We start from the raw sequence: 15400 nt of genomic DNA, 5'->3' as shown, positions 1-15400 counted from the left end.
TCGGTCGATCTTCGGTGGCCCATCCCGACGTCAGATCAAGGCCCTGCTTTTCGCGCGGCTTGCCGGGCTTGCTGATTGAATTTTTGGAGGCGCTGGACGTCTTGGGGCGTCAGTCCCGTCTTGCCGCCGGGAAGGATTGGCTGGGGCACGATCGGGGTCGATGGCGCTTCGCCGATCCCCAGATGCGGATTCCGGTTGAACTTCTGGTAGGGCAGACGCACGCCGCGGACAAAGACCTGATCGGCGCTCAGCACGTCACGCGGGGGCGTGAAGCCCTTCGCGGCCTCGAAGGTCACATCGTCGTCCTGATCGACGCCATCACCGCTGACCCCCAAGCCGCCCGCGAGCGCCCGGGTGCTGTTGCCGGCGACCTCGGTGTAGATCGGAGCGCTGCCGGGGAAGAACACGATGCCGTTCTGGTTGGCGACGTTGAACGGATCACGGAAGTTCGACTGCGGATTGAAGGCGTCGAACCCCTGAACGCTCTGGAACGCGGAGGGGGGGAGCGCCGGGCCGTCGTTGCGAATGCCGACATCGTTGAGGATCGAGAACGGACCCGGGGGATTGCCGTCGATCCCTTCCGGGAAGCGAGGCTCGGAGAGATAACGGAAGGTCCGGTTGGTCATCGCCACCCCGGCGGGCAGGTTGGCGACCTGGTCGATCGGCTGAAGCTCGTTGGGGTCGGCGTAGTAGGCCACATTCCTCGCCTTGGCGACCGCGACATCGATCGAGAAGACGGTGGCGTCGGGCATGCGGAACAGGCCGAGTACCTCGCCCGTCTTGTCGGTCACGGCGAAAACCATGCGGGTCTGACTGTTCAGCGGGAGCCGGATCGCGGCGCGGACGTGTTTCGCTTCGGCGATCCCGCGATTGATCATCGCGGTGACGTCGTCGGCCGTCAGTGTTCCATCGGCGCTGGCGTGGGGCAGAACGAGCCAGCCTTCAGGAACCGGCGACCCGGGCAGCAGTGTGTCCCCGGTCGAGTTCACAGGTTGATTGGTGCCGTTGTTCGGGTCGCCCACCCCAAGCGTGCGGCCGTAATCGACGAGGTTGCGAGGCCCTTGCCGACCGTGTCCGCCGAAGATATCCAACGTGATTCCGACCAGGTCGATCCGTCCGAACGGAAGGTCGAAGCTTTCCCCAGCCGGGAAAGCGGGGAGTCCGAGCTTCTTATTGATCCTGGCGTTGTTGAACGAAACCCCCGCGGGCTTGCTGCCGCCCGCCGCGACGAAGGCGGCGTACTCGGCTTCGAGGGAGCGGTCGGGCCTGGTCGGGTCGAAGAAGCCGGCGTCGTTGAGCGACGAGTTCTCCGCGGTGGCGAAGCCGGTCTGCCCTGGATAGAAGACGCCGATCCCGCCGACGAGAGTGCCGTTCTTATAGAGCGGAATGCCCCCGGGGAGCGTCGCGATTCCGCGAGACTGGGCATCAGGTAAGATCCCGGTGGCGAAACCGTAAGACTCCGGCGCGTTGATCTCCTGCCCCGGCGGAATGAAGTTGGGATCGGCGTTGAACCGGCTCGCCAGGGGGATATCGTCGGGCGTCCCGCGGATGTGGTCAGGGCCCGGGCTGACGATGCTGTCGCGGTTGGTGTGCTCGATCAGAAAGAGGTCGACCTGAGGGGTGTACATGACGCGCGCTGGGAAGTGGCCCTTCTTGCCGATCGGCGCCACGAAGCCAGGCCCACGCAAGGTGGAGTCCGGGTCGGCAATATCGGGGTTCGACTCGATCTCGCGCTGGGTCATCGTCGACTGCGAGATGTGCTGGATTGTCCGCGAGGTCAACGGGGCCTGGCTGTTCGCAAAGAAGGCCCCGGTCCGCGCCTTGGCGATCGCGCCATCGATCCCGAAGACGAGATTCTGAGGGGTGCCGGTGATCGTGGGCGAGACGTCAGCTTCGAGGCGAACGCCGAGGATATTTCCCTCGCGATCGACCACGGCGATGATCCCATCGTTACTGGCCGTGGCTCCCGCGGCGCGCTGGAGCAACGTCGCCACGTCCTGAGTGGACAGGAGGGCCGAAGCCTGGGCCGAGATTGCGCCGGCGCCGCTGGCCAGGAGGGCACGAGTCTCGAGCCCTTCGAGTTCGGGACGCCGAGCCTTTTCTCCACGCCGGGAGACCTCGCGGCCTGGCGTCCGATGGCCTCGGAATTCGAGCCAACGCATTACGTCCATCTCCGGGGCATCCACGGGGAAAAGCCGAGGCGTTCGACGATCAAACCCCTCCGCCCATGTCACGAAAGAACGGCTTGGCTGATGACGCGGCGCTCGTGCCGCGTCGGCAAGCGGCCTGAGCCAAGTCGAAGTCTCCGCGCCGTTCTCTTCTTTTTCGTAGACGAGGGTGATTCACCCGTTCTTTCGGCCATTTCGAGTGGCCGATTTCAATGGCCTTTCGGAAAATGCTGAAAAATCGGCGTAAACGGGCAGCCAGGGCAAGATGTGTTGGTGTGCGAGCCGGCTTGGTTTTATTGGTGTGATCGGCGTAATCCTTAAAATCGAAGCAAGGCTCAAGCTTGGCATGCGTCGGTTCGATATAGACTTGCGACCAAACTGCCTTGGTGCCTCTCTTCTTTGGGATCGCGTTTCTCGAACGTGTTCCGCTTCTCCCTCCCAGATGGATCAGACGCGATCCGCCAAATGGGTTGGAGTAACGTCTTGGCAGGCTGGGTTGCCCTCATCATTATTATTCCCCGGTCAGCGGAGCCGATTGCATGACCCTGGCAGACCTGGCGCGATCCTGGTTTCGCGGTGGGCTCACCGGGCTTATCCTGACCGGGATTTGCGTGGCGTCCGACCGGCCTGGCAACACCGACTCGGTGCCCTCGCCTTCCGAGCCCGTGGCCGCCGCGCTTCCGCCGCGACCCGCCCCGGGCTTGCCGGCCACGCTCGAGTCGAGAGGCGCGGACGCTGGTGTCCTACCCGCCCCGATCGAGGAATCGCCCCGAGGGGATCAGGGGGCTGAGGGGACGGTCGGCGTGCTGCCACGCCCCGCGCCTCGCATGTTGGACCGGCCGATCGATCCCGTGCCTCCTCCTCAGCCCGCGTTGCCTCCCGAAGTCGACGCACCCATCGGACCAACCGCCGTCGATCCCCCGCTCGGCTACACCGGTCCGTCCGGGATCTTGCCGACGGAAGGGCAGCAAGACGCACACTTCGTCCCCGTCGAGGACCGTTGGCGGCTTGGGTTTCCCGAGTGGGATCGCTATGGCAAAGGGCACCCGATCAATGATGACTATCCATTTATGCTGGGGCGATGGTTCGACCCATTCAATCAGAACGTTCTGAAAGGGGATTATCCGATCCTCGGTCAGCACACCTTTCTTGATCTGACCGCGCAGTTGTTCACGTTCCAAGAGTTTCGCCAGGTCCCAACCGCCACGACCCCGTTCGAGAGCACGGCTCGTCCCAACCAACAGAATTTCTTCGGCCGGCCAAATCAGTACTTCACCTCGAACTTCTTCGTGCTCGCGGTCGACCTGAACCATGGCGATGCGGCCTTCAAACCGCTCGACTGGAAGTTACGGGTGATGCCGATCTTCAACCTCAACAACCTGTCGGTTGAGGAACTCGCGGTCGTCAGCCCGAACGTGCTTCAGGGCACATCGAGAACGCGAACTTTCTGGGCGCTTCAGGAAGCTTACTTCGAGACCAAGCTCGCCGACGTGGGGCCGGACTACGACTTCGTCTCGGTTCGAGCGGGCACGCAGCCGTTCAATAACGATTTTCGCGGCTTCCTCTTCTACGACACCAACCGTGCGGTCCGCTTTTTCGGCACCCGCCACTCGAACCGGGACCAGTGGAATCTCGCCTACTTCCGCCAGTGGGAGAAGGACACGAATAGCCAGCTGAACTCGTTTGCCGACCGGCAGCAGAACCTTGTTTTTGCCAACTACTACCGGCAGGATTTCTTGGTCCCCGGCTATACGGCCCAGCTCAGCGCGGTCTACAATAACGATCCACGCACTTTTAAGTTTGACAATAACCGATTCTTGGTGCGTCCCGACCCGGTCGGCGTGGCCCGGCCTCACCAGCTCGACGTGGCTTATTTGGGCTGGGCTGGCGACGGGCACATCGGCCGGTTCAACATCACTCACCAATTCTACTGGGCATTGGGCCGCGATACTCTCAATCCGCTGGCCAACCAGGCGCAGACGATCAATGCGCAGATGTTCGCGATCGAAGGGTCCTACGACCGGGACTGGGCCCGGTTCCGCGCCTCGTTCTTCTGGGCCTCGGGCGATCACGACATCAATAACAGCCACGCCACGGGCTTCGATACGATCCTTGACGGCCCGAACTTCGCGGGCGGTCCGTTCAGTTACTGGAATCGGCAGCAGGTTCCGCTCTTCGGAGTCAACCTGGTTCAGCGCCTCAGCCTGGTGCCGGACCTCCGGTCGAGCAAGTTTCAGGGGCAGTCGAACTTCGTGAACCCTGGTTTGCTTCTGCCGACCCTGGGCGCTGACTTCGACCTCACGCCCAAGCTCAAGATGATCAACAACGTCAACCTCCTCTGGTTCGACCAGACCAACGTTCTCGAGCAATTCCTCTTCCAAGGCAAGATCGACCGGTTCATCGGCACCGACCTGAGCATCGGCTTCGACTACCGCCCGCTCCTGTCCGAGAACGTCAGCATCGTCATGGGCGTCTCGGGCCTGATCCCCGGCCAGGGTTTCCGCGACCTCTACAACAACTCCAACGACCGCGTTCAGCCCCTCGTGGGCAGTTTCCTGTTCGCGAACTTCGTCTATTGATCTGATCGTGGGGGCCGAATCCGAGGGTGCTCGATTCGGTGTTCGCTTTCGCATACTACATGTAAGCGACTGTTTCTCATGAGAAGCGGTTGCGCTTGACCCCATTTGCGGTCGCGGGTATGGTTCCGGCTCGCCCTCGATTGCGCGTCGATCTTTTTTCGCGTCCCGAGGGGCCCTATTCGTTGACACGGAGGTCGGCGACATCATGCCCCCCGCCGCGCATGCGCTACGAGTTCCCCCGGTTTTTGCCCTCGGGTTGGCCGCCGCACTCTTCGCTGGCGTCTGCCTCTCCTCGCTCGGGGGCCCGCCGGATGCCGAGCCTCGGCGCGTCCCTGGCTCGCCTCGTGCGATTGCGCGCGGTGCTGACGTGGTTGCCTACCCCATGCCCCCTGAGCTTCAGGGGATCGACCTGTCGAAGCAGACCGATGCGATGGCGATGGGCAAGAGCGCGGGCTGCCTTCAGTGTCATCACACAGCGCACGACCCCCACGAGCGGGAGACCGTCAAGCTGGGGTGCGTCGATTGCCATGGTGGCGACCCGACGACCGGCGATAAGCACCGGGCCCACATCTTGCCGCGGCAACCAGGAGCCTGGGCGACGTCGGCCAATCCGGTTCGTACCTACACGCTCTTGAATCACGAGTCACCCGACTTCATTCGATTCATCAATCCGGGCGACCTCCGAATTGCCCACATGAGCTGCGGAACGACGAGTTGCCACCCCAAGGAAGTGCTCCAGAACCGGATGAGCATGATGACCCATGGGGCCATGCTCTGGGAGGCCGCGCTCTACAACAACGGCTCGATCCCGTTGAAGCAGGCTCGCTACGGCGAAAGTTACAGCATGAACGGCGTTCCGCAACGGCTACAGACCGTGCCTCCACCCAGCGAGTGGGAGATGCGCGTCAAGGGCGTTGTCCCGTTCCTCGACCCCCTGCCCCATTTCGAGGCGAGCCAGCCCGGAAACGTCCTCCGCATCTTCGAGCGGGGAGGCAGGAACCCGGCCGAGGTCGGCCTGCCCGACCCCTTCGAAGAACCAGGGCGGCCGCGCGCCCGGCTGAGCGCCCGAGGCCTTGGTACAAGGAACCGGACCGACCCCGTCCTGGTCGGCCTGACCAAGACGAGACTCCTGGACCCGACCCTCAACTTCCTCGGGACCAACGACCATCCGGGCGACTATCGTTCGAGCGGTTGCACCGCCTGCCATGTCGTCTATGCCAACGATCGCTCTCCGGTCCACTCGGGCCCCTACGCGGCCGCCGGCAATCTCGGGCTCACGCGGAACCCCGACCCGACGATCCCGAAGAACGAACAAGGGCATCCGATCGAGCATCGGTTCACTTCGGGGATGCCGTCGAGTCAGTGCATCGTCTGCCACGTCCACCCGGGCACGAGCGTCATGAACAGCTACCTGGGGTACACCTGGTGGGACGAGGAGACCGACGGTGAGCTGATGTACCCGAAGCATCAGCACGAGCCGACCGCCGAGGAGTTCACTCAGTCTCAACTCTCCAACCCTGACGAGGCCGCGGCGCGTGGGCTTTGGTCCAACCCTCGATTCCTCGAGCGGGTCGCCGAGCTGAACCCGCAAGCCAAGAAGACCCAGTTCGCCGACTTCCACGGGCACGGTTGGGTCTTCCGCGCGGTCTTCAAGAAGGACCGGAAGGGAAATGCGCTCGACCACGAAGGGCGGCTCGTCGGTGAGCCCACGACCGAGCAACTCATGGCGGCGATCGGCCTGCCGGAAGCTCTCAAAGAGCAGAACCGGGTCCACGAGGGGAGTCAGGCTCCCCCCCCGCCGGTGAACCGCGACGGGCTCCCCGTCCACTTGCTCGACGTGCACCTGGAAAAGGGGATGCACTGCGTCGACTGCCACTTCTCGCAGGACGTTCACGGCAACACCAGGCTCCAGCAAGAAGTGCGGGCGGCCGTCGAGATCCAGTGCATCGACTGCCACGGCTCGTCCGACGAGCGGGCGACCTTGCTGACCTCGGGGCCGGCCGCCTACACGTCCGGCCCGAACGGCCGAGACCTGGCGACCTTGCGGACCCCGTCCGGGAAGCGCCGGTTCGAGCGCCGGGGGGACAAGCTCTACCAGAACTCGATGGTGGAGAAAGACCTGGCGTGGGAGGTGGTTCAGACCGCCGACACAATCAATCCGGCGAGCGACCACTACAACGAGAAGTCGCACCTGGCCAAGACGGTCCGCTTCAACGACGCCGGCCAGATGGAGTGGGGAACACCCCCTGGCCTGAGCAGCCAGAAGTGCGCCCACTCGAACAAGAATATGAGCTGTATTGCCTGCCACTCGTCGTGGAACCCGAGCTGCTTCGGTTGCCATCTGCCTCAGAAGGCGAACAAGAAGATGCCGTCGCTCCACAACGAAGGGGATATTTCGCGAAACTATGTTTCGTATAACTTTCAGACGCTTCGTGATGACGTGTACATGCTCGCTCGCGATGGCGACGTGACCGGCAACAAGATCGGCCCGGCTCGCTCGTCGTGTGCCATTCACGTCGGGTCATACAACGCGAATCGCGAGTCGATCTATGTGCAACAGCAGACGGTCTCGGCCGAAGGACTCAGCGGCGTCGCCTTCAGCTCGAATGTTCCGCACACGGTGCGCGGTGGCCCCACCTTGATCGAAAAGGGGCCGGACAAGGGCCGGCCCGTCTCACCTGAGGCCTATCGCGCGGGGCGTAACGACACGAAGCAGTGCACCGACTGTCATCTGGCGCGTGACAACGACAACAACGCGATCGTAGCGCAGTTGCTGATGCAGGGGACGAACTACGTCAACTTCATCGGCCGGTACTGCTGGGTGGCGGCCGGTGAGCACGGGTTCGAAGGCGTGGTCGTAACCGAGCGCGATGAACCCCAGGCGGTCCTGGGCAGCGCGCTGCACAAGCTGGCCTTCCCCGACTCGTTCCACAAGCATGAGGAGCGCGGAGGGGAGCTCGAGCACGCCCACGAGCACCCGCCGACCGACATCGGCGAAACGGTTTCACTGAAGCGCCGAAAGGCGGAGGTGCTCGACATCCAGGCTCGCGGTGAATACCTCTACGCCGCCTGCGGCGAGAATGGCCTGCGGGTCTTCGACATCTCGTTCATCGATCATAAGGGGTTTTCCGAGCGGATCACGAGCGCTCCGGTCTCACCGATCGGCCAGCGGTTCTTCGTCCGGAGCAAGTACGCCACGGCCGTCGCCGCGCCGGCGACCCCTGCCCCGGACCCGACACGGACCCAACGGCCTGAGAACCGGGAACAGAAGGTGCACCCGATCTATGGGTACATCTTCGTCGCCGACCGTGAGGAAGGCCTGATCACCGTGCCGGCAGGCACGCTTCTGGACGGCAATCCGTCGAACAATTTCCTCGGCCGCGAAGTGACCTTCAACCCCGGCGGATTGCTCCGCGGGGCCAAGAGCTTGACGATTGTGGGGACGTATGCGTACGTTTGCTGTGATGCCGGCCTGGTGGTCGTCTCGCTCGACGATCCCAAGCATCCGCGGGTGACGTCGGTGGTCCAGGCTCCGTTGCTCGCGCACCCGACGTCGGTGCAGGTGCAGTTTCGCTATGCGTTCGTCTGCGACGCACATGGGGTCAAGGTCTTCGACGTGACCGACCTCGCCATCCCTCGGCCGGTCGCGGAGGTCGCGCTCCACGAAGCCCACAAGATCTACGTGGCGAGGACTTATGCGTATGTCGCCGCCGGCAAGCAAGGGCTCGTGATCCTCGACGTCGAGAATCCTGAACGGCCTCGCATTGACCAGGTCTACAACGCCAATGGCTGCATCAACGACCTGCACGACGTGAAGCTCGGGATCACGTACAGCAGCGAGTTCGCCTACCTGGCCGACGGGATCAATGGCCTGCGGGTCGTCCAGTTGAGCTCCCCCGACACGCCGGGCAACATGGGCTTCAGCCCGCGCCCGACCCCCAAGTTGATCGCGACCCACAAGGTCCCCAAAGGGGGCCATGCCCTGGCGGTCTCGGAGGGCCTCGATCGTGACCGGGCCGTGGACGAGAGCGGCAACCAGATCGGCGTCTTCGGCCGGATCGGCGCACGCCCCTTCAGCCTCCTCGAACAACAGCAGCTCTACCTGCGTGGCCAGCAGGTCTGGAAGGTCAGCGACGACCCGCGCGATCCCATGTACCGGTTCGTCGGCCCAAGACCGCCGGGACGCTTAGAGTCTGTCCCAGAAGGTGAATCCCACGGGAGCTTTTGAATGATCTGCTGGGTGCCATGCGGTTCCGTACTCGGAACCCATGCGGGAATGCCTTGGCCTGGCGCGCACGGGTTCCGAGTACGGAACCCGTGGCACCCAAACGGCCTTCAATTTTCGGTTTCCCTGAACTTACGAGACAGACTCTAAGTCCTCGGGCAATCGATGCGTATCCGTCGAGATGTGTTCAATGAAGCCCGCGACGAGTACGGTCAGCAGATTTTGCCGACACTGTCGGCAGAATTGATGCCCCGTTACGGCCGGGGTTTCATTGCCAAGAGCCTTGCACGGTTGGTCCAATTTGCCGAGGTGTTCCCCGAAGAAGTAATTGTCGCGACACTGTCGCGACATTCGTCAACGCGAGCGGCCATGGCATCATCGTCGGCCTAACGATTCCCGTGGGGCGGGCACGGCCCACCATCTTAACTTCTGCTTTAACAAGGAGATAGGGGTGGCGGGTCGTGCCGATCCCACGGGGAAAATCGGATCCTGACTGCGAATCGATCGGAAATCGTTCACAAAGTTATTGCCGTGCATGAAACGGACGGCACAACTGGTTACGGCGGGGCACGGCCCACCAATCCTTGGGTGGTGGGCCCGGTTGCCCTCACTTTTTCGGGGTCGCGCCGGCGGGAATCGAGGGGGTGTAGTGTTTGGCGTCGACCGGGAGGGTCGGGGCGAACGACTCGAAGACGTCGCCCAGGACCCGGTCGGCCAGCATCCCGAGCTGTTTCACGATGATCGGTTCCGCCTCAGGCGCGAGCTGCGTCATGTTTGGCTCGTAGCCCCCTTCCTTGTAGGCCTGGGCCGTGCAGACGTAGTGGATGTTGCCGTTGGCATAGCCCACAACAATCGGCACGGCGCGGTCGGCGATCGCCTTTTCGATCTGGAACCCGTACTCGACGAACGGCTCGCCCGGGATGGTGAGGAAGAGGAACGGACCGACGCGGAGGGCTTGAAACTCGGAGCGAACCGGCTTCTTTTTGCCGGGGAGCTCCACGACCGTCGAGGCGACCTTGATCGGGTAGACCCGGGGACGTTTGGCCATCTCCTCGCGGATCGCGGCGTGGTCGGCCGCGCGGACGACCTCACAGCCGAGGTCGCGGCCGATCCAGCGGATGTCCGCCTCGTCACCGCAGCGATAGGGGAAACCGGGCAGATTGGGGCGGATATTCCCGGCGCAGCCTTGGAGGAAGAGGGTCTGGGTCGGTTCCCCGTAGACCATCTCGACGAATCGCTGTGCCTCGCCCGGAAAGTCCGCGCTCATTTTCGGGTAGCCGCCGGGATGTGGGGCCGAGTACTTATCGCCCCACGTGAAGACGCAAGGGTGGCAGACGGCGTGCATCATCACGGCCATCGGTGCCAGACCGCGGCCATCGTCGAACCGGAGGACCTTGACGCGGCGGTCGTTTGGGCCGTCCGGGTTGAGCCGGACGACGGCCCGGCCGTCGATCACCTTCCGGCGGTTGATGTTGAAATCAATCTCTCCTTCGCCGTAGCCGATCGAGACGGGCCGCATCTCCTTGGCCGCACGTGACGCCGCGGAGGCGACTTTCTCGATGACTTGTTGGCAGTAGGGCGAGTCTTGCGACCATGCCGGCCCGGAATGATTGTGTGAGGTGGCGACGAGGATGTTCTCCTGGGGCGTCCCGGTCGCTTTTGAGACCGAATTCCTGATCTCCCGGACCAGCTCATCCCAGGCGCAGAGAAAGTCGAAGCTGACGATGGCGGCCTTGGTCCGACCGTCATCCAGGAGCAGGACCGCGGCGCGAATCGGATCGCGGACGCCCTGGGTCTCGCGAACGTGGCCCGCCACCTTCGTGTCGGGCGGCGGGGTGACGTCGACCTTGGCCACTCCTGCCCTCAAGTTTGACTCGATCTTGAAGGCTTCAACGGCCGGTTTCTCGGCGATTGTCTGCGCCACCGCCGTGGAGTCCAAGGTCATCGCCGCCAGCATCGAAAACACCGCAAGACAAGATTGTAATGGGATCTTCATGTTGTTGCTTTTCCCGAAGTTGGTGCTCGACTTTCGGTCCGCGCCCCTCCCGCATCAGAACGAGCTGATGACTGCGGTTGAGGCTGAGGATGTCAACTCGAGGTGATCTTGGACCCTCAAGGGCCGCGGATCAACCCCCTGGTGGCTTCACGATGGGTTGCCAGCAGCCGGCTCGGCTCTGTATCGTGAGATAATCGGAAAATGAGAGGCGACGTGGCCCCCGATCTTGCTCCGCCCCAACATTGGACCGCGCGGGCAGGCCGGTCATACCTCGTGAGACAACGCATACGCTGGGGATGTTCCGGGTGGCGTTGTAGGGGTTGCGAGAGGACCGGTTCACCAACAATGATCGACCTCGACGCGTCAGTCCAAGCACCTGCGCGGCTCGCTTCCCTGAGAGAGACCGGGCTTCTCGACAGCCAGCCCGAGCCTTCGTTCGATCGTCTGACGCGACTCGCGTCCCGGTTTCTCAATGCTCCAGTGACCCTGATCTCGCTCGTGGATGAGCACCGGCAATACTTCAAGAGTTGTGTGGGCCTTCCGGAACCGTGGGTTTCGGCTCGAGAGACTCCCCTGTCTCACTCCTTCTGCCGCCACGTCGTCGCTTCGCGTGAGCCATTGCGGATCGCTGACGCCCGAACCCATCGGTTGGTTCGGGACAGCCTGGCGATTGATGAGCTCGGAGTGGTTGCGTACCTGGGCGTCCCCCTGACCACCTCCGACGGCCATGTCCTCGGCTCGTTCTGCGCCATTGACAGCAGGCCGAGGGAGTGGACCGACGACGAGGTCGAGACCTTGAGCGACCTGGCCTGCTCGGTCATGACCGAGATCACGCTTCGCCGTGACGTGGCCGATCGTCGGAACGCCGCGCGGCTGCTCGATCGGTATCGGCTGCTTTCGGAGCATGCGCGAGACATCGTTCTGTTCGTTCGCTCCGACGGTCGCATTGTCGAAGCCAACGACGCGGCCGTAGCAGCCTACGGCTACGATCGTGACACGTTGCTGAGGATGTCGATACTCGAACTTCGCGACTCGAATACGACTTCCCTCGTCCCTGACCAGATGGCTCAGGCCGACGGTCAAGGGCTGACCTTCGAGACCATGCACCGCCGCAAGAATGGGAGCACTTTTCCCGTGGAGGTCAGCTCTCGAGGTGCGGAGATCGCGGGAGAGCGGTTGCTACTGAGCATCATTCGCGATATCAGCGAGCGAAGGCGGGCCGAGGAAGAGCTCCGTCATTTTCGCGATCACCTTTCAGAGACACTCGCTCAGCTCGAAGCTCTCGTCGCGGGTGCCCCGTTCGCACTGGCGCTTCTCGATAGCGACCTGCGGTTCGTCCGCCTGAATGAGGCCATGGCCCGAATCAATGGCGAGCCGACGTCCGCCCACCTGCACCGATCCTATGGCGAGATCACGTCCGCGTCGGCCGCGGTCGACGAATCCGCGTTGCGCGAGGTGATCGAGACCGGGGTTCCCCGGCTCGGCGTCTACCATGAAGGGGAGATGCCGGGGCTCCCCGGCCACGTCGGTCGCTGGTTGAGTAACTGGTATCCGGTTCGTGCCGCCGACGGGCGCGTGCTCGGGGTCGGTATCATGACCGCTGAGATTACCGAACAGATGCGTTCGGAAGAGGCGCTCCGGTATAGTGAACGGCGGTATCGCACGCTGATCGACGGTGTCCTTCAACTGATGTGGGTGAACGAAGCGGACGGCCGGACGATCTTCTTCAATCGGCGCTGGCAAGAGTACTCGGGATACGCCCCCGAGTTGTTGACCGGTCATTCCTGGCGGCACGTGATCCAGGCAGAGGATCTGATCCGGTTGCGTCAGATTCGCGACGCCAGTATCCAGGCTGGCGAGCCCTACGAGTGCGAGTATCGCATCCGGAATCGGGATGGCGAGTTTCGCTGGCACATCGGCCGAGTTGTGCCGATGAAAGATCGCGAAGGCAAGGTGGAGAACTGGTTCGGCGTGGCGACCGATATCCACGATTTAAAGCGAGCGGAGGAGGAACTGCGGGCGGCCCGCGACGCGGCGGAGGCCGGGACGCGGGCGCGGGATCAGTTTTTGGCCGTACTGAGCCATGAACTCCGGACCCCGCTGACCCCGGTGCTGGTCAGCGTGACGGCGATGTTGGAAGACCCGGAGACACCGGAGTCGGTCCGCCCGGCGTTAGAAGTGACCAAACGAAACATTGCCTTGGAGGCCAAGCTGATCGACGACCTGTTGGATATCACCCGAATTACCCATGGCAAGCTGCATCTGGGGCGTCAAGTTGTCGATGCTCATGAGCTGATCCGACGGGCGGTCGAGATCTGCCGCGACGAGGTCGGCAGCGCGGGGATCGCACTCTCCATGCACCTGGTGGCGACCGCTCATCATGTCGACGCCGACCCGGCACGGCTTCAGCAAATCTTCTGGAACCTGATCAAGAACGCGGTCAAATTTACGCGGAAGGGGGGCATGGTCGTCATCAATTCGTATGACGTCGATGGACCGGCCGGCCCGCGATTGGTCGTCGAGGTCCGGGATACCGGAGTCGGTATCGCTCCGGAAGCGCTGCCGAAGATCTTCAACGCCTTCGAACAAGGCGATAAAGAGGTCACGCGGCAATTCGGTGGCTTGGGCCTGGGGCTGGCCATCAGCCGGAACCTGACTGAGGCACATGGTGGCACCCTGACGGCGTCGAGCGGTGGCCGGGGCCAGGGGGCGACCTTCGTGCTCCGGCTTCCCGTGGCGGCCGCGCCTCGACCCGACGCAATGGCCCCTGCCCCGCGAATCGTGACCGCTCGGCCCCCGTCGTCGCTGCACATCCTGCTTGTGGAGGATAATGCCGATACGCTCCGGGTGATGAGCCGACTGCTTCGCCGCCGTGGTTACCAGGTCACCGTGGCCTCCTGCTTCACCCTGGCCATGGATGCGGTGGTGCGAGAAGAGCCGTTCAACCTCGTCGTGAGTGACATCGGCCTGCCGGATGGGAGCGGCCTGGAACTGATGCGGCGAATTCGGGCCAGGCGCGATGTCAAGGGGATCGCCCTGAGCGGCTACGGCATGGAGGATGATGTGCGCAAGAGCCGGGACGCGGGGTTCAGCGTCCATCTCACCAAGCCGGTCGACTTCCCGACGCTCGAGCAGGCGATCCAGGAAATCGCCCGTCTGGAAGCCGAGGAGCCGGTCGAACCATGACACAGTCTCATTCGCATTCTCACTCACAGTCTGGTTCGGAACGGAAGCGGGATCGCCTTCGCGGCGTCACCGAGCAGCCCGCAAGTCATGGCGAAGGGCGCTATCGAGCGTGGATCGGCCGGGGCAAAGGGCGGCAAGTGAACCTTGGGCTCTATCCGGACCGCTGGCTGGCCGCCTTTGCCTACAATGCCGCCGTCGAGGCGGTTCGTGGTGACCTTCGGACCAAGAACGAGATCCCCGAGAAGCATCAGCCGAGCGCCGACCAGGTTCGCCGCATCAACGCTCGGGTCCGGGGCCGTCTCGGTCTGGACCAGCCGATCCCTCACGACGAGGTTCCTCCGTCGGCCGATCAATTGCTGACCTTGCTCGAGATCACGGTGGCCAGTTTCTGGCGAGGACAGGTCGCCACCCATGTCGCCGACCTGGGCCGTGAGCTTCAAGTCGCGGCCCGACGGCTCGCCGAGAGCGCCCGCCTCCTGCTCTGGAGCCATTCCTCGGGGCATCCGACCGCGTGCGAGGCGCTGGCTCTGCTGCTGGGCCGGCGGCTCGATCGAACGTTCCGTCGCGCCGACGTGACTCGCGAGGTTCTCGACGACGACGGAGACGATGAGCTTCGCCTGGCCCGCTGGCTCGTCTATCCCGACGAGCTCCCCGGCGGCGGCGGGTTCCGCGAAACGATCGCCCACCTCTACCTCGCCGACGAAGCGGTCGACTCGAGCCGCTCGTCAACGATCCCCGCGTGGGCCTTGACTCTCGGTGTTGTACCCCCGTTCAGCAGCGAGCGAGTTCGATTCGCCTACAGGGCGCGGTCGAAGACCGTCCACCCTGACGCTGGCGGGGATCACGCGGAATTCGTCCGCCTGCAAGCCGCCTATGAGGATGCTCAAAACTATTGCACGTCGCGGGGACTCTGAGGCCGGTCCGCTCCCGTTCCGGCCACTGGAGTGACAGCACGGAAGAGCGGGAGCGACTTGACCACGCTCTGGTAGACTCCCCATCCCAGGGGAATGGCGACGAAAATCCAGGCCGCGGCCACCTTCAGACTCGTCATTTTCCGTGGGGATTCAGCCATGTTAATTTCTTTCACCCTCGGTCCCGATCCGCCTGGAAATCAAGAGCGGGTGCCGCCTGAATCGAGGCTTCTCTTTCCGTTCAGTTGAGCCGGGCTGTCATTGGATCGCGTCGTTGGAGTTGAAACCGGCCGGCGCGTGCGTGACTCGTCGATCAACCAATCTCAAACTCAAGC

The 15400-nt window shown here is 63.4% G+C and carries 8 protein-coding genes; 5 read left to right on the top strand and 3 right to left on the bottom strand.

The features are described from left to right. Positions 1 to 35: 35 nt before the first annotated feature. Complete coding sequence (locus tag V5E97_RS01165) at positions 36 to 2162, bottom strand: hypothetical protein (RefSeq protein ID WP_406697440.1); 2127 nt, start codon at positions 2160 to 2162, stop codon at positions 36 to 38. A gap of 545 nt (positions 2163 to 2707) precedes the next feature. On the opposite strand from V5E97_RS01165, the gene V5E97_RS01160 reads away from it, so the two are divergent. The 3 genes from V5E97_RS01160 (at position 2708) to V5E97_RS01150 (ending at position 9362) form a co-directional block, all read left to right on the top strand. Then, entirely contained in the window at positions 2708 to 4747 is a 2040-nt protein-coding gene (locus tag V5E97_RS01160) for a hypothetical protein (RefSeq protein WP_406697439.1), read from the top strand. Between the two features lie 205 nt (positions 4748 to 4952). After that, on the top strand, positions 4953 to 8975 hold the full coding sequence (locus V5E97_RS01155; protein ID WP_406697438.1) for a hypothetical protein: 4023 nt from the start codon (positions 4953 to 4955) through the stop codon (positions 8973 to 8975). A gap of 162 nt (positions 8976 to 9137) precedes the next feature. Continuing rightward, positions 9138 to 9362 (top strand): DUF1016 N-terminal domain-containing protein, encoded by a 225-nt coding sequence (locus tag V5E97_RS01150; protein WP_406697437.1) that lies wholly within the window; start codon positions 9138 to 9140, stop codon positions 9360 to 9362. Between the two features lie 217 nt (positions 9363 to 9579). On the opposite strand, the gene V5E97_RS01145 is transcribed toward V5E97_RS01150, so the two are convergent. Then, a complete protein-coding gene (locus V5E97_RS01145; protein WP_406697436.1) occupies positions 9580 to 10968 on the bottom strand; it encodes a hypothetical protein in 1389 nt (462 codons plus the stop codon). Positions 10969 to 11313: 345 nt separating this feature from the next. Between V5E97_RS01145 and V5E97_RS01140 the strand changes: the two genes are divergently transcribed. Together V5E97_RS01140 and V5E97_RS01135 are read left to right on the top strand one after the other, a co-directional pair. Beyond that, positions 11314 to 14154 carry a PAS domain S-box protein gene (locus tag V5E97_RS01140; protein WP_406697435.1) on the top strand — a complete coding sequence of 947 codons (2841 nt, stop codon included), beginning with the start codon at positions 11314 to 11316 and terminating at the stop codon, positions 14152 to 14154. After that, a complete protein-coding gene (locus tag V5E97_RS01135) occupies positions 14151 to 15068 on the top strand; it encodes a J domain-containing protein (protein WP_406697434.1) in 918 nt (305 codons plus the stop codon). Before V5E97_RS01140 ends, V5E97_RS01135 begins: the two co-directional genes overlap by 4 nt. Here V5E97_RS01135 and V5E97_RS01130 read toward each other — a convergent pair. After that, entirely contained in the window at positions 15044 to 15226 is a 183-nt protein-coding gene (locus tag V5E97_RS01130) for an MFS transporter small subunit (protein WP_406697433.1), read from the bottom strand. The genes V5E97_RS01135 and V5E97_RS01130 overlap by 25 nt on opposite strands. Between the last annotated feature and the right edge of the window lie 174 nt (positions 15227 to 15400).

This window comes from Singulisphaera photorubra (assembly GCF_045290345.1).
Lineage (GTDB): Bacteria > Planctomycetota > Planctomycetia > Isosphaerales > Isosphaeraceae > Singulisphaera.
This window is presented reverse-complemented; position numbering and strand designations above follow the sequence as displayed.